General features: G+C 73.4%; 22 protein-coding genes. 13 read left to right on the forward strand and 9 right to left on the reverse strand.

Features of this window, described 5'->3' with window-relative positions; all coding sequences use genetic code 11:
* Positions 1 to 39: 39 nt before the first annotated feature.
* Complete coding sequence (locus tag ABD901_RS44915) at positions 40 to 372, reverse strand: nuclear transport factor 2 family protein (protein WP_345137542.1); 333 nt, start codon at positions 370 to 372, stop codon at positions 40 to 42.
* A 75-nt stretch (positions 373 to 447) separates the two neighbouring features.
* Positions 448 to 1,203, reverse strand: coding sequence for an LLM class flavin-dependent oxidoreductase (locus tag ABD901_RS44920; protein ID WP_345137544.1), 756 nt, complete (start codon positions 1,201 to 1,203; stop codon positions 448 to 450).
* A gap of 36 nt (positions 1,204 to 1,239) precedes the next feature.
* Between ABD901_RS44920 and ABD901_RS44925 the strand changes: the two genes are divergently transcribed.
* Positions 1,240 to 2,676, forward strand: coding sequence for a phenylacetate--CoA ligase family protein (locus ABD901_RS44925; protein ID WP_345137547.1), 1,437 nt, complete (start codon positions 1,240 to 1,242; stop codon positions 2,674 to 2,676).
* Between the two features lie 5 nt (positions 2,677 to 2,681).
* Here the strand turns inward: ABD901_RS44925 and ABD901_RS44930 are convergent, their stop codons facing one another.
* The gene (locus tag ABD901_RS44930) at positions 2,682 to 4,121 is read right to left on the reverse strand and encodes a PucR family transcriptional regulator (protein WP_345137549.1); all 1,440 of its coding nucleotides are present in this window, start codon (positions 4,119 to 4,121) and stop codon (positions 2,682 to 2,684) included.
* 123 nt (positions 4,122 to 4,244) lie between these two features.
* Here ABD901_RS44930 and ABD901_RS44935 point away from each other — a divergent pair, with 123 nt between their 5' ends.
* The 4 genes from ABD901_RS44935 to ABD901_RS44950 are packed head-to-tail and all read left to right on the forward strand — an operon-like array spanning position 4,245 to position 8,096.
* The gene (locus ABD901_RS44935; RefSeq protein ID WP_345137551.1) at positions 4,245 to 5,231 is read left to right on the forward strand and encodes an ABC transporter ATP-binding protein; all 987 of its coding nucleotides are present in this window, start codon (positions 4,245 to 4,247) and stop codon (positions 5,229 to 5,231) included.
* Positions 5,232 to 5,254: 23 nt separating this feature from the next.
* Positions 5,255 to 6,445, forward strand: coding sequence for an ABC transporter substrate-binding protein (locus ABD901_RS44940; protein ID WP_345137552.1), 1,191 nt, complete (start codon positions 5,255 to 5,257; stop codon positions 6,443 to 6,445).
* Positions 6,442 to 7,287, forward strand: coding sequence for an ABC transporter permease (locus ABD901_RS44945; protein ID WP_345137554.1), 846 nt, complete (start codon positions 6,442 to 6,444; stop codon positions 7,285 to 7,287). Before ABD901_RS44940 ends, ABD901_RS44945 begins: the two co-directional genes overlap by 4 nt.
* On the forward strand, positions 7,284 to 8,096 hold the full coding sequence (locus ABD901_RS44950; protein ID WP_345137557.1) for an ABC transporter permease: 813 nt from the start codon (positions 7,284 to 7,286) through the stop codon (positions 8,094 to 8,096). The genes ABD901_RS44945 and ABD901_RS44950 overlap by 4 nt, the downstream gene beginning before the upstream one ends.
* On the opposite strand, the gene ABD901_RS44955 is transcribed toward ABD901_RS44950, so the two are convergent.
* Positions 8,093 to 9,382: a serine hydrolase domain-containing protein gene (locus ABD901_RS44955; protein WP_345137559.1), complete on the reverse strand. Its 1,290-nt coding sequence runs from the start codon at positions 9,380 to 9,382 to the stop codon at positions 8,093 to 8,095. The genes ABD901_RS44950 and ABD901_RS44955 overlap by 4 nt on opposite strands.
* Positions 9,383 to 9,422: 40 nt before the next feature.
* Positions 9,423 to 9,806, reverse strand: coding sequence for a RidA family protein (locus ABD901_RS44960; protein WP_345137561.1), 384 nt, complete (start codon positions 9,804 to 9,806; stop codon positions 9,423 to 9,425).
* A 53-nt stretch (positions 9,807 to 9,859) separates the two neighbouring features.
* Between ABD901_RS44960 and ABD901_RS44965 the strand changes: the two genes are divergently transcribed.
* The gene (locus tag ABD901_RS44965) at positions 9,860 to 10,738 is read left to right on the forward strand and encodes a GNAT family N-acetyltransferase (RefSeq protein ID WP_345137563.1); all 879 of its coding nucleotides are present in this window, start codon (positions 9,860 to 9,862) and stop codon (positions 10,736 to 10,738) included.
* Between the two features lie 8 nt (positions 10,739 to 10,746).
* Here the strand turns inward: ABD901_RS44965 and ABD901_RS44970 are convergent, their stop codons facing one another.
* From ABD901_RS44970 to ABD901_RS44980, 3 genes are read right to left on the reverse strand one after another with little or no spacing between them, the layout of a single operon-like run.
* A complete protein-coding gene (locus tag ABD901_RS44970; protein WP_345137565.1) occupies positions 10,747 to 11,604 on the reverse strand; it encodes a hypothetical protein in 858 nt (285 codons plus the stop codon).
* 15 nt (positions 11,605 to 11,619) lie between these two features.
* Complete coding sequence (locus tag ABD901_RS44975) at positions 11,620 to 13,080, reverse strand: FAD-dependent monooxygenase (protein WP_345137567.1); 1,461 nt, start codon at positions 13,078 to 13,080, stop codon at positions 11,620 to 11,622.
* A complete protein-coding gene (locus ABD901_RS44980; RefSeq protein ID WP_345137570.1) occupies positions 13,077 to 13,673 on the reverse strand; it encodes a PadR family transcriptional regulator in 597 nt (198 codons plus the stop codon). Before ABD901_RS44980 ends, ABD901_RS44975 begins: the two co-directional genes overlap by 4 nt.
* Positions 13,674 to 13,836: 163 nt before the next feature.
* Here ABD901_RS44980 and ABD901_RS44985 point away from each other — a divergent pair, with 163 nt between their 5' ends.
* The 7 genes from ABD901_RS44985 (at position 13,837) to ABD901_RS45015 (ending at position 20,230) form a co-directional block, all read left to right on the forward strand.
* Entirely contained in the window at positions 13,837 to 14,493 is a 657-nt protein-coding gene (locus tag ABD901_RS44985) for a hypothetical protein (RefSeq protein ID WP_345137573.1), read from the forward strand.
* Between the two features lie 94 nt (positions 14,494 to 14,587).
* The gene (locus ABD901_RS44990) at positions 14,588 to 14,797 is read left to right on the forward strand and encodes a methylenetetrahydrofolate reductase C-terminal domain-containing protein (protein WP_345137575.1); all 210 of its coding nucleotides are present in this window, start codon (positions 14,588 to 14,590) and stop codon (positions 14,795 to 14,797) included.
* Positions 14,794 to 16,047, forward strand: coding sequence for an amidohydrolase family protein (locus tag ABD901_RS44995; protein WP_345137577.1), 1,254 nt, complete (start codon positions 14,794 to 14,796; stop codon positions 16,045 to 16,047). The genes ABD901_RS44990 and ABD901_RS44995 overlap by 4 nt, the downstream gene beginning before the upstream one ends.
* Before the next feature lie 7 nt (positions 16,048 to 16,054).
* The gene (locus ABD901_RS45000) at positions 16,055 to 16,801 is read left to right on the forward strand and encodes an ABC transporter ATP-binding protein (RefSeq protein WP_345137579.1); all 747 of its coding nucleotides are present in this window, start codon (positions 16,055 to 16,057) and stop codon (positions 16,799 to 16,801) included.
* Positions 16,798 to 17,646 carry an ABC transporter permease gene (locus ABD901_RS45005; protein ID WP_345137580.1) on the forward strand — a complete coding sequence of 283 codons (849 nt, stop codon included), beginning with the start codon at positions 16,798 to 16,800 and terminating at the stop codon, positions 17,644 to 17,646. Before ABD901_RS45000 ends, ABD901_RS45005 begins: the two co-directional genes overlap by 4 nt.
* A 26-nt stretch (positions 17,647 to 17,672) precedes the next feature.
* Entirely contained in the window at positions 17,673 to 18,851 is a 1,179-nt protein-coding gene (locus tag ABD901_RS45010) for a hypothetical protein (RefSeq protein WP_345137582.1), read from the forward strand.
* On the forward strand, positions 18,848 to 20,230 hold the full coding sequence (locus ABD901_RS45015; protein WP_345137584.1) for an FAD-binding oxidoreductase: 1,383 nt from the start codon (positions 18,848 to 18,850) through the stop codon (positions 20,228 to 20,230). The genes ABD901_RS45010 and ABD901_RS45015 overlap by 4 nt, the downstream gene beginning before the upstream one ends.
* Here ABD901_RS45015 and ABD901_RS45020 read toward each other — a convergent pair.
* Positions 20,227 to 20,957 (reverse strand): phytoene desaturase family protein (locus tag ABD901_RS45020; protein ID WP_345137587.1); only part of this gene is annotated, 731 nt, incomplete at its 5' end. The two genes, ABD901_RS45015 and ABD901_RS45020, sit on opposite strands and share 4 nt — an antisense overlap.

Here is a 20,957-nt window from a genome sequence, read left to right on the forward strand (position 1 = left end):
GTGCCCGCGCGGTGGCACCGCGACGGGCCCGCGCCGGCGTCAGCTGATGACGAGCCGGGCGACGCGGTCGCCCTCGACGGTGAACGCCAGGGTGCTGCGGCCGTTGTAGCCCTCGCCGCGCACGGTGATGTCCGCGTCGAACTCGCCCGGGCCGGCGCCGGGCGTGACGCCGTGCAGTTGGAAGTGGGTGCGCTTGCCGATGTTGTCGGTGCGGTCCCAGCTCGCGACGCCGGCGTGGCCGTGGAACTCCCGGCCCCAGTCGTTGAGGTAGGCGTCCTCGGTGAACGCGGCCACGAACCGCGCACTATCGCCGGCGTTGGTGGCCGCGACGAACTCCTGGATCGCCGCCGGCGCCTCGATCGTGTCGCTCATGCCGTCAGTCCACCACGTCGGCCGGCGCCGCCGGGACGAAACCGGTCGGCAGCTCGAGCGTGCCGCGGCGGCGGTTCACGGGGCCGCCGGGGGGCCTGCGGCGATGCGGGTGCGGGCGGCGGACAGGTCGCCGCGCCACCAGCCGAGGGCCTCGATCCACCAGGTCATGCCCGCGGCCGCGTAGGGGGCCAGGCGCCCGGCGTCGGCGGGGCCGGAGGTGAACCCCTCCAGGGCGATGTCCAGGCCGGGGACGTAGGAGGCGGCCTCGGCGAACGCGGCCGGCGCGACGTTGGCGACCCGCTGGTCCTCGAAGGTGGGCATCGCGCCGTCGAAGCGGGCGGCGCGGCGCAGGCCGGCCTTGCGCGGCCAGCGGGCGCCGCACCAGATCGGCACCGGCGGGTGGCCCCAGTCGCGCCAGAGGGCCTGCAGGCGGTCCAGGCGCTCGTCGAGGGCCCGGCCGCGGGCGCGCAGGTCGGGGTCGAGGCCGAACTCGGTGTACTCCGAATCCATGGAACCGAGCGTGGCGACGAGGGTGAGCCGGCCCCCGGACAGCGCGGCGATCGAGGCCGCGTCCTGGGCCACCTCCTGCACCTGGCGGCGCGGCACGGCCACGGTGAGGATGATCCGGACCCGCTCGGTGGCGGCGGCGATCGCGGCGGCCGCGACGACCGGGCCGGCGACGGGCCACCCCGGCTGGTGATAGAGCAGGTGGTCCCACAGTTGCACGCCGTCCCACCCGTGCCGCTCGGCCGACACCGCGAGGCCGAGCAGCGTGCGCACGTCGCCGAACTGCCCGACGGTCGGCAGGCCGATCGCATGTCGAACATCCACCCGGTCGACCTTAGACGCTGGTGCTACGTTCCGGGCATGCATGTACGGGCGGCGCGCACGCTGGAACGGCTCCTGGAGTTCTACACGGCGCCCGCCGCCCCGTTGGCGGGCGACCCGGCCGAGCGGGCGGCTGCGCTGTTCCGCGAGGTGGCCGCGACCGTGCCGGCCTACGCGGAGTTCCTCGCCGAGCACGGCGCCTCGACCGGCACGCCGTTCGGCGAGCTGCCACTGGTGACGAAGGAGTCCTACCTGCGCCGCTACCCCCTGGCGAGCCGCTGCCGGCACGGGCGGCTCGAGGACAGCGACACCATTGCGGTGTCGTCGGGGTCGTCGGGGCGGCCGACGGTGTGGCCGCGGTCCGTCGTGGACGAGCTTGCGGTCGCCCGGCGGTTCGAGGACGCGCTCGTGCACAGCTTCGGCGGCCACGAGCGGCGCACCCTCGTCGTGGTGTGCTTCGCGCTGGGCAGCTGGGTCGGCGGGATGTACACCGCGGCCGCCTGCCGGCACCTCGCCGCCAAGGGCTACCCGGTCACCGTGGCCACGCCCGGCAACAGCGTCGAGGAGATCCTGCGGGTCGTGGCGGAGCTGTCGCCCGGTTACGAGCAGACGGTCCTGGCCGGCTATCCGCCGTTCGTGAAGAACGTGGTCGACGAGGGCGCGCGGCGGGGCGTGGACTGGGCGGCGTACGGCATCCGGATGCTGCTGGCCGGGGAGGTCTTCAGCGAGGAGTGGCGCGAGCTGATGGGCCGGCGGGCCGGGATGTCGCAGCCCGACCACGACTCGGTGTCGCTCTACGGCACCGCGGACGCCGGCGTGCTGGGCAACGAGACGCCGCTGAGCGTGCGAGTCCGCCGGTTCCTCGCCGCCGAGCCGGCCGCGGCCCGCGAGCTGTTCGGCGACTCGCGGCTGCCGACGCTGGTGCAGTACGACCCGATGATCCGCTACTTCGAGGCCGTCGACGGCACCCTGCTGTTCACCGGCGACGGTGGGGTGCCGCTCATCCGGTACCACATCGCCGACGAGGGCGGCCTGCTCTCCCGTGACGAGCTCGTCGCGTTCTGCCGGCGGCACGGCTTCGACCCCGGCGACGGCGACGACCGGCCGTTCGTCTACGTCTTCGGCCGGTCGCTGTTCACGGTGTCGTACTTCGGCGCCAACATCTACCCGGAGAACGTCGCCGCCGCCCTGGACCACCCCGGCCTGGCCGATGACATCACCGGCAAGTTCGTCATGCAGGTGCGCACCGACGCCGACGAGGAGCGCCGCTTCTGCGTCGCCGTCGAGCGCGCGCCAGACCGGCCCGCAGCGGAGGCGGCCGAGCTCGCCGACGCGATCCGGACGACCCTGGTGCGGCTCAACAGCGAGTTCGCCAACTACGTGCCGGCCGCATACCAGACCCCGGTGGTCGAGGTCCGCGACCCCGGCGACCCCGAGTACTTCCCGGTCGGGGTCAAGCACCGGTACAGCCGATGAGCGGGTCAGAGTGACACCGCGTGCAGGGCGAGCCACAGCTGCACCCGGTCGGCGGTCGAGGTGAGCCGCCGGCCCGTGAGCCGCTCGATCTGCTCGAGGCGGTAGCGCACGGTGTTGCGGTGCACGTAGAGGCGCGCGGCGACCTTCGCGACCGAGCCGTCCTCCGCGAGGTACACCCGCAGCGTCTCGACGAGTGCGGCGCCCGAGGCGGCGTCGAAGTCCAGCAGCGGCGCGAGGACCTCCCGGCCGAGGTCGGCCAGCGGCAGGTCGTCGCTGGCCAGCAGCAGGCCCGGCAGTGAGAGCGGCTCCCGGCCGTTGATGCCGGGCCCGCGGCTGAGCGCCTCGCGGGCCTCGTAGAAGCTCCAGCGCAGGCCGTGCACGCCGCTGTAGGCGCCGCCGACGCCGACGCGGGCGCCGTCGCCGAGCTGCGCGACGTAGGCGAGGGTCTTCGCGGCGACGTCGGCGGCGCTGGGTGAGCGGCCGACGAGCACGACGAGGTGGTCGTCGAGGTGCGCGGTGGCGACCGGCTCGACCCCGGTCTCGGCCAGGGGGTAGACGCTGCCGGGCAGGGCCCGCAGGCCGGCGACGTCGGGCGAGGTGGCGAGGACGACGGTGTACGGGTGTGAGACGTCGACGCCGAAGGCGAGCAGCCGCCGTTCGGCCTCGGCGGGGGCGATCGTGGTCCGCACGATGTCCTCGACGAGGTGGCCGATGAGCTCGCGTCGCCCGGCGAGGACGGCCTGGCGGCGGGCCAGCTCGAGGCCGACGAGGCTGGCCGCGTAGGGCAGGATGTCGTCCTGGCCGCCGGCGACCGGCCCGGTGCAGAGCGCCGCCTCGACCGTCCCGCCGACCTCGACCGGGTCCTGCCGGGCGGCGCCGGACGGCCACGGCAGGCCGGGCGGCGCGGAGGCGAAGACGTGGCCGTAGGCGTCCACGACGCCGACCGGCGCGCCGACCATGCGCCGCAGCCCCTCCACCATGCCGGCGAGGCCGCCGCCGGACAGCAGCGCCCGGGTCAGCTCGTCGTGCATGCGCAGGAGCGCCCGCTGGCGGCCGTAGTGCGCGGCGAAGACCCGGTCGGCGACGAGCCGGTCGACGGCGATGAACGGGGTCTCGTACGGCACCTCGAGGATCGGCAGCCCGGCGGCATCCGCGGCGGCGATGGTCGCGGGCGGCACGACCCGGTGGGTGAGCCCGGTGCCGAAGCCGATCGCGGCGACCCCGCGCTCGGCGACCCGCCGCACGAACTGCCGCTGCGCGGCGGCGGTGCGCTGGCGCAGGCCGGTGGTGAGCACGAGCTCGCCGCCCTGCAGCCAGTGCCGTGGGTCGTCGAGCTCGGTCACGGCGCACCAGCGGACCTCCCGCTGCAGGTCCGCGCGGGAGCCGGCCTGCACGACGAGGCTCAGCCCGTCGTCGGCGAGCAGGTCGGTCAGGCGCACGCTCACGGCCGCGACTGTACCGCTGCACAACGATTCGTTGAAGCGTTGTGCATCCGTCCATTGGAGTCGGTGCCCGATTTCCCTACGGTTCCGTCAACCCAGCCGCAGCGAAGCGGAGGTACTACTCGCATGAGCGGACCGGCGATCCGGCTGAGCGGCCTGCGCAAGTCGTTCGGCGCGGTCAACGCCGTAGACGGGGTCGACCTGGAGATCGCCGACGGCGAGTTCTTCTCCATGCTCGGGCCGAGCGGCTCCGGCAAGACGACGGTACTGCGGCTCATCGCCGGCTTTGAGTCGCCGACCGCGGGCACCGTCGAGCTCGACGGGGTGGACGTGACGCGGCGCCCGCCGTACGAGCGCGACGTCAACACCGTCTTCCAGGACTATGCGCTGTTCCCGCACATGTCGGTGCTCGACAACGTCGCCTACGGGCTGCGGGTGCGCGGCACCGGCCGCCGGGAGCGGCGCGAGCGGGCCGAGGAGGCCCTGCGCTCGGTGCGCCTCGACGGCTACGGCGCCCGGCGCCCCGCGCAGCTGTCCGGCGGGCAGCGGCAGCGGGTGGCCCTGGCCCGGGCGCTGGTGAACCGGCCGAAGGTGCTGCTGCTCGACGAGCCGCTCGGCGCGCTGGACCTCAAGCTGCGCGAGGAGATGCAGGTCGAGCTCAAGGCCCTGCAGCGGCAGGTCGGCATCACCTTCGTGTTCGTCACGCACGACCAGGAGGAGGCGCTGACGATGAGCGACCGGGTGGCCGTCTTCTCCGGCGGGCGCGTGGAGCAGGTGGCCGCGCCGGCCGAGCTTTACGAGCGCCCGGCGTCCCCGTTCGTGGCCGGTTTCGTCGGTACCTCGAACCAGTTCGCCGGCGCCGACGTCATCGGCCGGCCCGGCACGTTCTCGCTGCGGCCCGAGAAGATCCGCCTCGACGGCGACGGAGACTGCGCGGCCGCCGGCAAGGTCGCCGAGGTGGTGTACGCCGGCGCCTTCACGCGCCTCGTCGTCGACCTCGACGCCGGCCCCCGCATGGTCGTGTTGCTGACCTCCGCACCCGGCCTGCCCGCGCTGCGCGGCCAGGCGGTCCGCCTCACCTGGAGCTCCTCCGACCTCATCGCGCTCGACTAACGCGCTCGACTTAAGGAGTAGGCATGCGCCGATACATCGCCGTATTCGCGACCGTGCTGGCCCTCGCCGCCTGCGGGGACGACGCCAAGCAGAGCAACGCGCCGGCCGGGCCCGGCGGCGCCCAGCTGCCGAAGATCGACAAGCTGGCGAGCCTCGGGGCCGGCGAGGGCGCGGTGAACATCGTGGCCTGGGCCGGGTACGCCGAGAACGGCAGCAACGACCCGAAGGTCGACTGGGTCACCCCGTTCGAGAAGCAGACCGGCTGCAAGGCCAACGTGAAGGTCGCCGGCACGTCCGACGAGATGGTGACGCTCATGAAGACCGGCGACTACGACGTGGTCTCCGCCTCCGGCGACGCCTCCCTGCGCCTCATCTACGGCGGCGTGGTCGCGCCGGTCAACACCGACCTGGTGCCCAACTACAAGGACGTCTTCGACGGGCTGAAGAACAAGGCGTGGAACTCCGTCGGCGGCGTGTCCTACGGCATCCCGCACGGCCGCGGCGCGAACCTGCTCATGTACCGCACCGACGTGGTCAAGCCGGCCCCGACCTCGTGGGACGTGGTCTTCGACGCCAACTCCCCGTACAAGGGCAAGCTCACCGCCTACGACTCGCCGATCTACATCGCCGACGCCGCGCTGTACCTCATGAAGCACAAGCCGGAGCTGGGCATCAAGAACCCGTACGCGCTGGACGACAAGCAGTTCGCCGCGGCCGTGGACCTGCTCAAGGGCCAGCAGAAGGTGATCGGCGAGTACTGGTCGGACTACACCAAGGAGGTGCAGGCGTTCAAGGCCGGCAACTCCGTGCTCGGCACCACCTGGCAGGTCATCGCCAACCTCGCCAAGGCCGACCAGGCGCCCGTCGAGGCGTTCCTGCCCAGCGAGGGCGCGACCGGCTGGTCCGACACGTGGATGATCGCGGCCAAGGCCAAGCACCCCAACTGCGGCTACCTGTGGATGAACCACATCATCTCCCCCGAGGCCAACGCCGCCGTCGCCGAGTGGTTCGGCGAGGCCCCGTCGAACAAGCTGGCCTGCGCCAAGACCGCCGACCCGCAGCACTGCGCCACCTACCACGCCGACGACGAGTCCTACTACGGCCAGGTCTGGTACTGGACGACCCCGGTCGCCGAGTGCGTCGACGGCCGCACCGACGTGAAGTGCAAGGACTACAGCGAGTGGACCAAGGCCTGGACGAGCATCAAGGGATGACGGTCATCGCAGGGTTCTTCCACCGCCACCCGCGGGCGAGGCTGGCGGCGCTGCTCTCGGCGCCGCTGGCCTGGCTCCTGGTGGCCTACCTCGGGTCCCTCGCGGTGCTGCTCACCTCGTCGCTGTGGCAGGTCAACACCTTCACCGGCGAGGTCGTGCACGAAACCACGCTGGGCAACTTCCGCACGATCCTGACCGAGCCGGTGTACCGCACCGTCGTGCTGCGCAGCGTGACAGTGGCCGCCGCCGTCACGCTCATCGACGGGCTCCTCGCCGTGCCGATGGCGTTCTTCATGGCGAAGGTGGCGCCGGCGCGGTACCGCAGGATCCTCCTCGTCGCCGTGGTCACCCCGCTGTGGGCGAGCTACCTGGTCAAGGCGTACGCGTGGCGGGTCATGCTGGCCAACGACGGCCCGCTGGACCGGATCTTCGGCGGCCCCGGCTACGGGCTGCCCGCGACCGTGCTCGTGCTGTCCTACATGTGGCTGCCGTACATGATCCTGCCCGTCTACGCGGGCCTGGACCGGCTGCCCGACTCGCTGCTGGAGGCGTCGGCGGACCTCGGCGGCCGGCCCGGGCGCACACTGCGCTCGGTGGTGCTGCCGATGCTGGTGCCCTCGATCGTGGCCGGCTCGATCTTCACGTTCTCGCTGTCGCTGGGCGACTACATCACCGTGCAGATCGTCGGCGGCAAGAGCCAGCTGATCGGCAACCTGGTGTACGCCAACATCGGCGCCGCCAACGACCTGCCGTTCTCCGCCGCCCTGGCCACCATCCCGGCGCTGGTGATGGTGGTGTACCTGCTCGCGGTGCGCCGCACCGGCGCCCTGGAGAACCTATGACGCTGTCCCGCACCGCCCGCTGGGTCCTCGGCGCCGTCACCGCGCTGGGCCTGGCGTTCGTGTACGTGCCTCTGGCCCTGGTGCTGCTGAACTCCTTCAACGCCGACCGCACGTTCGCGTTTCCGCCGCGCTCGTTCACGTTCGGCTGGTGGTCGAGGGCCTGGGACAGCAGCGGCCTGCGCTCGGCGCTGTGGACGTCGCTGCAGGCCGGGCTCGGCGCCACCCTGGTCGCCCTGGTCCTCGGCACGATGGTGGCCTTCGCCGTGCAGCGATACCGCTTCTTCGGCCGCGAGGCGGTCTCGCTGCTCGTGCTGCTGCCGATCGCGCTGCCCGGCATCGTCACCGGCATCGCGCTGGACACCGCGTTCCGCTCGGTCGTGGAGCCCCTGGGCGTCGGCAAGGGCCTGCTGTCGGTGGTGATCGGCCACGCCACGTTCTGCGTCGTCGTCGTGTACAACAACGTGCTCGCCCGCCTGCGCCGCACCGGCGCCGCCTACGAGGAGGCGTCCGCGGACCTCGGCGCCCGCCCCGGCCAGACCTTCCGCTACGTCACGTTCCCGCTGCTGCGCTCGGCGCTGTTCGCCGGGGGCCTGCTGGCGTTCGCGCTAAGCTTCGACGAGATCGTGGTCACCACGTTCACGGCCGGCCCCGGCACCGAGACCCTGCCGATCTGGATCTTCAACAACCTGTTCCGCCCCAACCAGGCCCCGGTCATCAACGTCGTCGCCGCGGTGTTGATCGTGGCGTCGATCATTCCGGTGTACCTCGCCCAGCGCGTCTCCTCCGACACGACCGGCGGCCGGCTCTAACCGGCCCGCGTTGCCAGCACCGGCGCGTACCCCGTCGGCCCGAACGACACGTTGTCGCTCGCGTCGATGCGCACCGAGGCGCCGTTGAAGCGGCACCGGTACGTGCGCACGAACGGCCCGTCGGTGTAGGCGACCTTGAACGTGTACTCCCCCGGCCCGCTCCACCCGCCGGTACTGCCGGCGCGCCACTCCCCCGAGCGGCAGTCGTGCTCGTGCGTCCCGGTCTCGTCCTCGATCGTGACCCGCCCGTGCGCGAACGTGATCGCCCGGATCGTCGGCGGCCGCTCGTGACTCGGCCGCCAGTCCTCGGCCCGTGAGACCCGCGGCCGGTCCACGACGTACGTCCCGTGGCGCTCGGGCTCCTCGTGGTCCTGCCCGACGGCCTCGAGCGCGAGCCCGTCCAGGGCCGTCGCCTCGAGGTCGTCGCCCAGCAGGTGCTCCCACACCAGGTCGAGCACCGCCTGCATGTCGGCGGTGCCCGCGTTGAGCGCCAGCACCGTGTCCTGTTCGGGCATCACGATGCAGAACTGCCCGAACGCCCCGTCGCCGCGGTAGGCGTTGTGCCGGCACCGCCAGAACTGAAACCCGTACCCTTGCTGCCAGTCCGGCGTCTCCCCCGCGTAGGCGTTCTCGACCTGCCTGGCCGTGGCCTGCGCGGCCCACCCGTCGGGCAGGATGCCGCGCTCGTCGCGCAGGAGGAGCTGCCCGAACCGCGCGATCTCGGCGGTCCGCGCCGCCATCCCCCACCCCCCGACGTCGAGCCCCGCCGGGCATTGCTCCCAGGTGACGTCGCCGAACCCGAGCGGCTCGAACAGCCGCGGCCGCAGATAGTCGACGAGCCGCATCCCGGCCGCCCGCTGCACGATGGCACCCGCCACGTAGGTGGCCCCGCTGTTGTACACGAAGTGCGTCCCCGGCTCGCGCTCCACGTCGAGCGCGAGAAAGTTCCCCGCCCAGTCGTCCCCAGCGGCGGTCATCCGCGGCGCCGTGTCGTCGACGTGCCCGGTGGTCATGGTGAGCAGATGCCGCACCAGCATCCGCGGGTCCCCGCGCCCGTCGAAGTAGGCACTCACGGGTTCGTCGAGCTTGACCAGCCCGTCGGCAACGGCAAACCCGACGGCGGTCGAGGTGAAACTCTTGCTGAGCGAGAACAGCCGGTGCGCCGCGTCCTTGCGGTAGGGATGCCAATAGCCTTCGGCGAGCACCTCCCCGCCGCGCACCAGCACCATCCCGTGCAGGGCGTCGACGCCCCGCTCAGCCGCCTCGACGAACCCCCGCACACTCACGCGCCCACCCTAACCTCCCCGGGGATCTGACGGACCGGGCTCAGGCGGTGGCGAGGGCCTCGATCTCGACGCGGAAGGCCGGGTGGACGAGAGCACTGACCTGCACGAGCGTGCTCGCCGGCGGTGCCGCCGGGTCGAACAGCTCGTCGCGGACGGCGCGGAAGGCCGGCAGGTCGGCGAGGTCGGTGAGGTACACGCCGAGCTTCACGACCCGGTCCAGCCCCGAACCGGCCGCGTTCAGCGCCGTGGCGAGGTTGGCGAACACCTGGCGGACCTGGGCCTCGGCGTCGCCGGCACCGACGACGGCGCCGGTCGCGTCGAGCGGGACCTGGCCCGACACGGCGACGAGCTCGCCGGAGAAGCGGACGGCGTGGCTGTACCCGTTGACGGGCGGCGAGCCGTCCGGGCGCGTGAAGTGCTGCACCGCCCAACCCTAATCCGCGCGACGCGGGGCGGGTGCCGGGCCACAATGTCGGCATGGGCGACCGCCTGCAGTTCCTCCTCGACCCGGGCGAGTTCCTGGCCGCGGCCGGCGACCGGCTCGCCGCCGACCCGGTGGTCAGCACGGTGGTGACCACCACCGCGCACCGGCTGCGTTCGCAGCCGCCGGACGCCGACAGCTGGTGGGTGGTGGTGCGCGACGGCGACGGCGCGGTGGTCGGCGCCGGCATGCGCACGGCGCCGTTCCGGCCGCGGCCGCCGTTTCTGCTGCCGATGCCCGGCGATGCCGCGGTGGAACTGGCCCGGGCGCTGCACGAGCGCGGCGAAGCGGTGGCGGCGGTCAACGGCGCGCTGCCCGCGGTCGAGCTGTTCGCCGCCGAGACGGCCCGGCTGCGCGGCGGGAGCGTGCGGGTGGCCCGGCACACGCGGCTGCACGAGCTCGGCGACCTCGTGCCGCCCGCGACCGCGCCGGGTACCCTGCGGGTCGCGACCGAGGACGACCTCGACCTGGCGGAGGCGTGGTTCGCCGCGTTCATGGGCGACGCCGACGAGCAGGCGGGCCGGCCGCGAGGCGCCAACGCCGACGAGATGCCCTCCCGCGACGACCTGCTGCGCCGGCTGCGGGCCGGCGGGCTGTGGTTCTGGGTCGACGAGGATGCTCATCCGGTACACATGACCGGCGACACCCCGCCGTCGTTCGGGGTGGCGAGGATCGGCCCGGTGTACACGCCGCCGCAGCAGCGCGGGCGCGGCTGGGCGAGCAACGCGGTCTTCGAGGTCTCGCAGCGGATCCTGGCGCAGGGCGCGCGGGCGTGTCTGTTCACCGACCAGGAGAACCCATTGTCGAACAAGGTCTACGCCGCGCTCGGCTACCGGCCCGTGGTCGACATGGCCAACCTCGTCATCGACGGCTGACGGCGGGGTCAGGCGGGATCCCGCGGTTCCAGCGGGCACTGGTACCACAGGAATGACGGCAGCCCGGGCGTCTCGAACTGCCGCCCGTCGACGCGCACGGCCACCACGACGTCGGGTGCGCCCAGCGCCGCCGTCCGGATCCAGCTGCCGTGCCGCGCCTTGCCGTCCCGCAGCAGTCGCTCGTGCAATCCGGGCGGCGCCCACCGCGCCTCGAACGCCTCGACGAGCCCCTCGGTCGTGTCCGCGAACTGGTAGCGCGCCGCGTACGGGATGCCGGCACGCCACCACTCGAGCCGCTCGACCGGCCGGCGCAGCAGCCCCTCGATCCAGCCGACGGCGGCCTCCACGTCGGCCGCGTGGGCCTCGGGCATCGCGAGGGTCGTGGGCTCGTCCGGCAGCGAGTACACCTGGTTGTGCAGCTGGTCGCCGCGCAGCCGCCCCTGTGCCAGGTGCAGCCCGAACACGAGCAGCTCGGTCTTGTTCCCGATGGAGACGACGGCGACGAGCGGGCCGTCGTCGTCGCGGAAGGAGAAGCTGCTGACCCCGCCGGCCGGCAGCGTCCGGGCGCCGTCGCGCAATGCGGCGAGGAAGCCCAGCTCGAGCTTCGTGGGCTCGCTCTCCTCGTCCTCCTCCAGGTCGAACCAGGACTCGCTGCGCCGCTCCTCGGGCAGCGGCACGGGTGCGCCGATCGGCCGCGGCCGTGGCCCGCGCAGCTGCCGCGCGGCGAGCACCGCGCCGAGGCCGAAGAACAGCACGCCCACCACCCCGGCGACCCGGATGTCCCAGCCGTCGCCGTCCACGGCCGCATAGCCCCCGCAGACCACGAACGCGAGCGACCCGGCGAGCACCATCCACGGACGATTCATCGCAGGATCATGACATCATCTGGGCGTCCCGGCGCCGAACCAGTGCTCCAGGGCGAGGCGCAGCCCTTCGGCGCCCTGGTGCACCCAGGCCGCGTGCCCGTCGGGCCGCAGCAGCACGGCGTCGAACTCCGGGCGCGCGGGGCAGGCGGCGTCGACGACGTCGACGCGGTCCTTCCACGGCGCCGCGGCCTCGGCGAGGGCGCTCGGGCCGGCGAGGTCGAGCAGGAGCCCGCGGCCGCCGGCCTGCAGCGCGGCGACGCCGGTCGGGCCGGCGGCGCCCGTCAGGGCAAGGTCGGGCACCAGGCGGCCGAGCCAGGGGTGCTCGCCGGCGGGGTACATGTCGTAGCGGGTGTCCAGGCCCGTGACGGTCTCGGCGAAGGCGCGGTTGCCGTCCGGGTGCGCGGCGACGCGGGTGAGCAGGTCGAGCAGCGGCGCGAGCCGCTCGCCGGCCTCGCCGAGCAGGACCTGCGCGCGGGTGCTGGCCAGGACGCGCTCGCCGGCGGCGTGACGCTCGGTGTGGTACGTGCCGAGCAGGTGCGCGGGCGCGGTGCCGCGGACGGTGGCGGCGAGCTTCCAACCGAGGTTGAACGCGTCGTCGAGGGCGACGTTGACGCCGATCGCGCCGGCGGGCGGGTGCACGTGCGCGGCGTCACCGGCGAGCATGACGCGGCCGCGCAGGTACTCGGCGGCGAGCCGGGCCGCGTCGCCGAAGCGGGTGAGCCAGCGTGGGCTGTGCAGCGCGACGCGCCGGCCGAGGGCGCCGTCGACGGCGCGCTGGAACTGCTCGAGGGCGACGGGCGCGTCCCGGTCGGCCGGGGGCAGCGGGTCGGCGGTGATGACGCGGACGTAGCCGGGCCGCGGGATGACGAGCACCGCACCGCCGGGCCCTTCGGTGACGCCGTACGCGAGCGCGCCGGGCTCGGCGAGCTCCACGTCGCCGAGCAGCGAGAAACGCCTGGCCTCGGTGCCTGGGAAAGCGACGCCGGCCTGCTTGCGCACGGTGCTGCGCCCGCCGTCGCACCCGACGAGATATCGGGCCCGGATGCGGTACTCCCCGTCGCCGGCCGCCACCGTCGCCACGACACCGTCGTCCTCTTGCACGAGGGTGCGCAGCTCGTGGCCGCGCCGGATGTCGGTACCGCGCTCGACGGCGTGCCGCTCGAGGACCTCCTCGACCCGGGTCTGCGGTATGCCGAGCGAGTAGGGGTGGTCGGTCCACGCGCCGGGCAGGCCGAGCGTCACCGGCAGCCCCGAGAACGCGGCGTGCGGCACCTGCCAGCCCTCGGCGACCAGCTCACCGGCGAGCCCGCGCCGCGCGAGGAGGTCCAGCGCGCGGGCGTTGAGGTTGAAGCCGCGGCAGAAGTCGGGCCGGCGGGCGTGGCGCTCGATCAGCACGGTGTCGACCCCGGCGAGCCGCAGCTCATTGGCGAGCAGCAGCCCCGCCGGCCCAGCACCGACGATCAGCACCTCGGTCATGACTGTTCCTCCCCGTGCTCGATGTCCTCGGACGGCGGCTGTGGCCATGGCAGGCGGCCGTCGCGGATCTCGTCCCCGGTCCGGCGCACCCAGGCCAGCTCGGCCTCCCAGGAGTGCAGCGCGTACTCGACCTCGATCATGAACAGCCGCGGCGCCTCGACCGAGGCGAGCACCTCCCGGGTCTGCTCGATGCGCTCCGCAAGCCGCACGGCCCGCTCACCCAGCGCGTCGGCGGCGCCCTGCGGCCCGAGCGCGCCGAGGTAGGCCACGGCCGCGGTGAACTTCGGGTACTCCGCGACGGGCACCCGGACGAGCTCGTCGACCCACCGGACGAACTCCTGCCGCCCGAGCTCGGTGTGCGTGTACACGGTCCGCTCCGGCCGCCGGCCGTCGCGCACGGTCTCGACCGGCTCGATCCACCCATGCCGGACGAGCGCCTCCACGGTGTCGTACAGCGACCCGGAGTTGACCTTGAAGCTGCCGTCCTTGTGCCGCTCCCGCAGCGTCGACGCCATCTCGTACGGATGCATCGCCCGCTCCTGCAACAACCCCAGCACGGCCAGCGCCAGGGTGTTCGTGACCTTCCGCCGCACCGCCGAATCCCCGATCTCTAATAACCGGGTCCGACTATACGGCGGCGGCCATATTCTCGCCACCTCGGGCCAGCTCACCGTCACAGTGTTGAATGCTTGAACGTGTTCAAGTCACGATGTTACGGTGGTCGTGGACTTGAACGCGTTCAAATATGGAGCTGTCATGATGGAACTCGATCCGGACCGGACGGCGTGGTGGCAGCGGGCGATCGCCGCGGTGGCGCTGCTGAGCGCCGTGCTCGCGACGGTCCTGCTCATCGGTACGACGGACTTCCTGCTGGTCGACGGCGTCGCCGTCGCCCTGACGCTCGTCACGGCGGTGCCGCTCTTCGCCTCCGACCGGCTCACGTTCCACGTGGCGAGCGTGATCTGCGCGGTGCTGCTGATCGTGCTGGCGCTCCCGCTGGTCTTCTTCGGCGCGCACCTCTACCTGCCGAGCGCCGGCCTGCTCCTGCTGGCCCGGTTCACCGGGCGGTCGCGGCTGCCGCAGCGCTTCTGGGCGGCGGCGGTCGCGGTGCTCCTCGTCCTCGTCGTCACGCCGTGGTCGGCGGCCATCTGGGACTCGATGCTGCGCCCGCCGAACATGTACGTGGTGTACCTGCCGGACAACGGCCCCCAGCCGAGCCACGACACCGTCCTCTACGACGGTTCCGGCATCGGCTACGGGGTCACTGGCGTGTCCGAGAGCGACGACAAGCTGTACGTCACGTTCCGCCGCGATCTGTCGGGCGCCGAACTGACACGCCTGGAAGGCCGCCTGCACGAGCTGATGCCGTACGCCACGCGGATCGAACGCTGCCAGAGCCAGCGGCACTGCTGACCCGGCCGGCGTCCGCTCGAGGCGCCGGAGCCTGGAAACGCAAGTGTCATAGTGGCGAAACCACCGGTGTCGGCGGGACCACGAGATTGTTGGCGTGGCCAACATTGCGCCGGCCGCCTGGGAGGTTGCCCGGGCGGCCTGCCCCAAGCGCATGGCACACGGGCCGTGCGCCGGTGTGGCAGACGACGGCGCCTGCGAGGTGCCGGGGTTCGGCGCGTGCCCGTACACCGGCGGCAGCCGCGCGGGCAACAGCCTCGCGATGGCCCGCGACCTGGCCGTCATCGGACGGGAGCTGCGGGCATGAGCATCACCTGGCTGCGCAACGCGGCGCTCGCCGACGGGCGGCGGCGCGACGTCGGGCTCGCCGGCGGGCTCATCGGGGCCGTGACCGAGCCCAGGCCGGGCGGGCCGGGTGACGTCGACCTCGACGGATACGTGCTGCTGCCCTCGTTCGTCGAGCCACACGCCCATCTCGACAAGGCGCTCACCGCGTCGCGCGTCGAGAACCCCGCCGGGGACCTGCTCGGCGCCATCCGCGCGATGCACGCGGCCGCCGGCGGGTTCACCAAGGCCGACATCGCGCGGCGGGCCGACCGGGCGCTGCGCACGATGCTCGCGCACGGCACCACCGCGGTGCGCAGCCACGTCGACGTGGGCTCGAGCGTGGGCATGCGGGCGCTGGAGGCGCTGGCCGAGGTCCGCGCGGCCTGGGCCGGGATCGTCGACGTGCAGCTCGTCGCGCTCGTCGGCAACCCCCTCGCCGGGGAGGGCGGCGCGAACCTGCGCGACGCGCTGCGCAACGGGGCCGACATCGCCGGCGGGTGCCCGCACCTCGACCCCGAGCCGGACCGGGCCGTCGGCATCTGCCTCGACGCCGCCGGGGAGGCCGGGCGCCCGATCGACCTGCACACCGACGAGACCCTCGACCCGGGCAAGCTGACCCTCGCCACCCTGGCGGACCTGGTGCTGCGCACCGGGTTCCCGCACGGCGCCACCGCCAGCCACTGCGTGAGCCTGGCCGTGCAGCCGGTCGCGGTACAACAGCGGGTGTCCGAGCTGGTCAGCGCGGCCGGGGTGGCCGTCGTCGCGCTGCCGCAGACCAACCTGTACCTGCAGGGGCGCGACCACCCGGTCGGGCCGCCGCGCGGGCTGACCGCCGTGCGTGCACTGCAGGCCGCGGGGGCCCTCGTCGCGGCCGGCGGCGACAACCTGCGCGACCCGTTCCACCCCGTCGGGCGGGGCGACCCGCTCGAGGTCGCCGCGCTCATGGTGACCGCCGGGCACCTGAGCCCGGCCGCCGCGGTCGCGTCCGTGACCGCTGCGCCGCGGTCCGCGCTCGGCCTGCCGGGCGTCGCCGTCGAGCCCGGCGCGCCCGCCGACCTCGTCGCCCTGCGCGGCGAGGACCTCATCGCCGCGCTCGGCGCCGCCGACCAGGACCGGCTCGTATGGCGGGCCGGCCGCCTCGTGGCCAGGACCACCGTCTCGCGGACGCTGCACGCCCCGGCACCGCCCGAAATCTCAGCACAGCCCGAACGCTCGCTCGAAGGGAGCTGACCGCCCCGTGACACTCGCGACGACAGCAGCACTGCGGTTCGACCGCGTCGACAAGACCTTCCAGGACGGCACCGTGGCCCTCGTCGGCGCCGACTTCGCCGTGGCGCCCGGCGAGTTCGTCTCCGTCGTCGGGCCGTCCGGCTGCGGCAAGAGCACCCTGCTGCGCATCGCCAGCGGCCTCGACGACGCCAGTGCCGGGCAGGTGCACGTCGGCACCGACCGGCTCGGGTACGTCTTCCAGGACGCCACCCTGCTGCCCTGGCGTACCGTGCGGGGCAACGTCGAGCTCCTCACGGAGCTGCACCGGCTGGCGAAGGCCGAGCGCCGGCGGCGCTCCGCCGAGGCCCTCGAGCTCGTCGGGCTCGCCGGCTTCCACCGGCACATGCCGCACGAGCTGTCCGGCGGGATGCGCATGCGGGCGTCGCTGGCCCGATCGCTGACCCTGTCGCCCGAGCTGTTCCTCTTCGACGAGCCCTTCGGCGCGCTCGACGAGATCACCCGGGAGCGGCTCAACGACGAGCTGCTGAGCCTGTTCCGGCTGCAGCGCTTCGCCGCGCTGTTCATCACCCACTCGGTGATGGAGGCGGTGTTCCTGTCCACCCGGGTCCTGGTCATGTCCGGCCGCCCGGGCCGGATCCTCGCCGACGTCGAGATTCCGTTCGAGTACCCGCGCGAGCCGTCGCTGCGCTTCACGGCGCAGTTCGCGGCGCTGTGCGGAGAGGTCTCGGGCCATCTGCGGGGAGCGCACGCATGAGCACCGTCGCCGAGGCCCAGCAGGTCGCGCCGGCGGCCGTCGCACCGCCCCGCCGTCGCCGGCCGGTGCGCCCGTGGCGGGTCCTGCCGCCGGTCGGCGTGTTCGCGCTGGTCATCGGCGGCTGGTACGCCATCTCCTACCTCGTGCTGGACGACGCCCGCCGCTTCCTGCTCCCGCCGCCGCACGAGATCATCGACGTCGGGTTCCTCGACCCGCGCAACCTGCAGCAACTCATGCGCGCGCTGTGGCTGACCACCGAGGTGGCGCTGCTCGGCCTCGCGATCGCCATCGTCGTCGGCGTCGCCGCCGCGGTGCTCATGAGCCAGGCGAAGTGGCTGGAGGTCTCCGTCTACCCCTGGGTCGTGATCCTGCAAACGATCCCGATCCTGGCGCTGGTGCCGCTGATCGCGCAGTGGACCGGGTTCGGCTTCTCCAGCCGGCTGCTGGTCTGCGTGCTCATCGCGCTGTTCCCGATCATCGCGAACACCCTCTTCGGCCTGCAGTCGGCCGACGCAGGGCTGCGCGACCTGTTCCGGCTGCACGGCGCCGGGCGGCTCACGCTGCTGGTCAAGCTGATGTTCCCGGCGAGCCTGCCGGCCATGTTCGCCGGCTTCCGCATCTCGGCCGGCCTGTCGGTCATCGGCGCGCTCGTCGGCGACCTGTTCTTCAAGCAGGGCGAGCCGGGCCTGGGCATCCTCATCGACGTCTACCGCGCCCGACTGCAGTCCGAGCAGATGTACGCGGCGGTGTTCCTCGCCAGCCTGCTCGGCATCGCCGTGTTCCTGTTCTTCGGCTGGCTCGGCCGGCGTGTCGTCGGCAAGTGGTACCAGGCCAGCCGCGGCTAGTGCGGACCAACCCCCAGGGAGCATCCATGAACCGTTCGAAATGGCCGGCCTTCCTCACCACCCTCACCGCCGCCTCCGCGCTCGCGCTGACCGGCTGCGCCTCCGACGACGGCGCCGATGCCGGCGCCACCGCCGGACCGTCCGCCGCGAGCGGCTCCGCCTACGACCTGGCGAGCGTCTGCCCGTCCACGATCGTCGTGCAGACCGACTGGAACCCCGAGAGCGAGCACGGCGGCACCTACAAGCTCGTCGGCCCCAGCCCCAAGATCGACGCGGACAAGAAGCGGGTGACCGGCGCGCTCGTCGCCAAGGACGGCACCGACACCGGCGTCGACATCGAGATCCGCGCCGGCGGCCCGGCGATCGGGTTCCAGAATGTCGCCGCGCAGATGTACGCCGACACCTCCATCACCCTCGGCTACGGCGGCAGCGACGACGCGATCGCGCTGTCGAAGTCCCAGCCGACCCTCGGCGTGTTCGCGGGCCTGGAGAAGAGCCCGCAGATCATCATGTGGGCGCCGGACGCCCACCCCGACTGGCAGGGCATCGCCGACATCGGCAAGACCGACACGAAGGTCCTGTACTTCCAGGGCGCCGCCTACATGGACTACCTCACCGGCAAGGGCATCCTGAAGAAGGGCCAGGTCGACGGCTCCTACGACGGCGCGCCGGCCAACTTCGTCGCCAGCGCCGGCAAGGTCGCCCAGCAGGGCTTCGCCACCGCCGAGCCCTACATCTACGAGCACGAGATCAAGGCGTGGGGCAAGGCGGTGAAGTACCAGCTCATCGCCGACACCGGCTACGACTTCTACCAGCAGATGCTGGCCATCCGCACCGGGGAGAAGGAGAAGCTGGCGCCCTGCCTCAAGAAGCTGGTGCCGATCATGCAGCAGGCCGAGGTCGACTTCATGAACGACCCGGCGGCCACGAACAAGCTCATCCTCGAGCTGGTGGAGAAGTACAACAACGGCTGGACCTACAGCCAGGGCGTCGCCGACAACGCCGTCAAGCAGATGAAGGCGCTCGGCATCGTCGGCAACGGCAAGGACGCCACCATCGGCAACTTCGACGACAGCCGGCTGGCCGCCCTCATCGACATCACCAGGCCCATCTTCGCCGCGCAGAACAAGGAGATGAAGTCCGACATCAAGGCGGCCGACCTGGCCACCAACGAGTTCATCGACCCCTCCATCGGCCTGAAATGACCGACGTCACCGCACCGGCCGGGAGCCACCGCGCTCCCGGCCGGGAGCCGGCCCGGCTGCCCGTCGACGCGCACCCGGTGCCACCGTCCACCGTGGAGGGACTGACCGAGGACCTCGTGGCCGCCTTCGGCGCCGCGGCGGTCCGCCGCGACCGGGCGGGCCGGCTCTCCGCCTCGACCGACTGGGCGCACATGAGCCCGGTCCTCGCCCCGCTGCTGCCCGGCGGGGTCGCCGACGTCGTGGTGTTCCCGCGCGACGCCGACGGCATCGCCCTCGCCGTCGCCCTCGCGCACCGCCGCCGGGTCCCGGTCACCCCGCGCGGGCAGGGCACCGGCAACTACGGGCAGGGAATCCCGTTGTACGGCGGGATGGTCCTCGACACCAGCCGCGCCACGACGATCCACGCGGTGTCCGACGGCGCGGTCAGCGCCGACGCGGGCGCGTCGTTCGTCGCGCTGGAGCGGGCGGCCCGGGTCACCGGCCAGGAGCTGGCGATCCTGCCCTCGACCGTCGGCAGCACGCTGGGCGGGTTCATCGCCGGCGGCTCCGGCGGGACCGGCTCCCTCGCCAACGGCGCGATCTGGACCGGCTACCTGCACGAGCTGCGCGTCGCGGCCTGCACCGACGAGCCGCGCCTGCACGCCGTACCGTATCCGCAGAACACCGCGATGGCGCACGCGTTCGGCGTCAGCGGGGTGATCGCGGGCGCGACCGTGGCGCTGCGCCCAGCGGTGCCGTGGACGGCGCTGTTCGCCGCGTTCGACACGCTCGAACGGGCCGCGGCCGCCGGCGAGGCGCTCTTCGAGCTGGCGCCGACGCCGCGGCTGGTCTCCCTCGACGAGCCCGGCATCACCGAGACCTACCGGCCGGCCGACCCGGCGATGCCGCCGGGCGCGGTGTCGCTGCGCGCGATCGTGTCCGTCGACAGCGTCGACGCCGCGACGCGCGCGGTGGCCGGGCACGGCGGCACGGTCACCGACGTGCGGGCCAACGGGCCGGCGCTGCTGGCCTCGCTGTCGTACAACCACGTCACCCACCGCGTGCGCAAGGTCCGCCCCGAGCTGACCCACCTGCAGTGCATGGGCCGCGGCCTGGTGCACCGCCGCGCCGAGGTCGCCGCGACGGTCCCCGACTCGCTCGTGCACCTGGAGGGCTTCGACATCGGCGGGTCCCGCACGTGGGTCGGGATGCTCTTCACCCGGTTCGTCGACACGCCGTCGCTGTACGCCGGGATGGACGCCCTCGCGGACGTCGAGGTGGACGTCGACGACCCGCACACCTGGCTGCTGCACCACGACCGGCTCGACCAGGTGCGGGCGGCGGCGCGCCGGTTCGACCCGCACGGGCTGCTCAACCCGGGGAAGCTGCCGCCCGGTTAGCGGCGATCGGCGAGCACCGCGTGTGCGGCGTTGCGGCCGCTGGCGCCCCACACGCCGGCGCCGGGGAACGTGCCGGCGCCGCTCAGGTACAGGCCGCGGACCGCGGTGCGGTAGCGGGTCAGCTCCGGCGGCCGGCCCAGCAGTGCGCCGAGCGGGCCGCCGGCGAACGACGGCGCGTAGCCGCGGGCCAGGCCGAAGTCCCGCTCGTAGTCCGGCGGCGTCATGGCTCGCCACGCGCCGACGCCGTCGAGGAAGCCCGGCTCGGCCAGGGACGCGAGGCGGGTCAGCCATCGCCACGGCTCGTCCGATCCGGCCCAGCCGCCGGCCAGGTGGTACGGGGTCCACAGCACCTCGAGGCTCAGCAGGTGCCCGCCGCCGGGCGGTCGCATCGCGGGGTCGCGCACCGACGGCACGTTGACCAGGAACATCGGCGGATCGGTGACCCGCCGGCCGGGGCCGGCGGCGAGCACCTCCGGCGGCGGGCTGACCACGGTGGTCGCCACGTGCGGCTCGGCGTCCACGCCGGCCAGCGCGCGCAGGGCCGGCGGGGCGGCGATCACCGCGTCCACCTTGGACTCGTACCCGTCCGGCCGCGGCCGGGCGGCGCGGCGCAGGTGCGGCGGGAGCCAGTCGACGAGGACCGTGCGCGGGTCGACGGCGCAGACGACCGCGGGCGCGGTGAGCTGCGTGCCGTCGGCGAGCCGGGCGCCGCGCACCGCGCCGCCCT

Origin of the sequence: Dactylosporangium darangshiense (assembly GCF_039537565.1) — a bacterium.
GTDB classification, from domain to species: Bacteria; Actinomycetota; Actinomycetes; order Mycobacteriales; family Micromonosporaceae; genus Dactylosporangium; species Dactylosporangium darangshiense.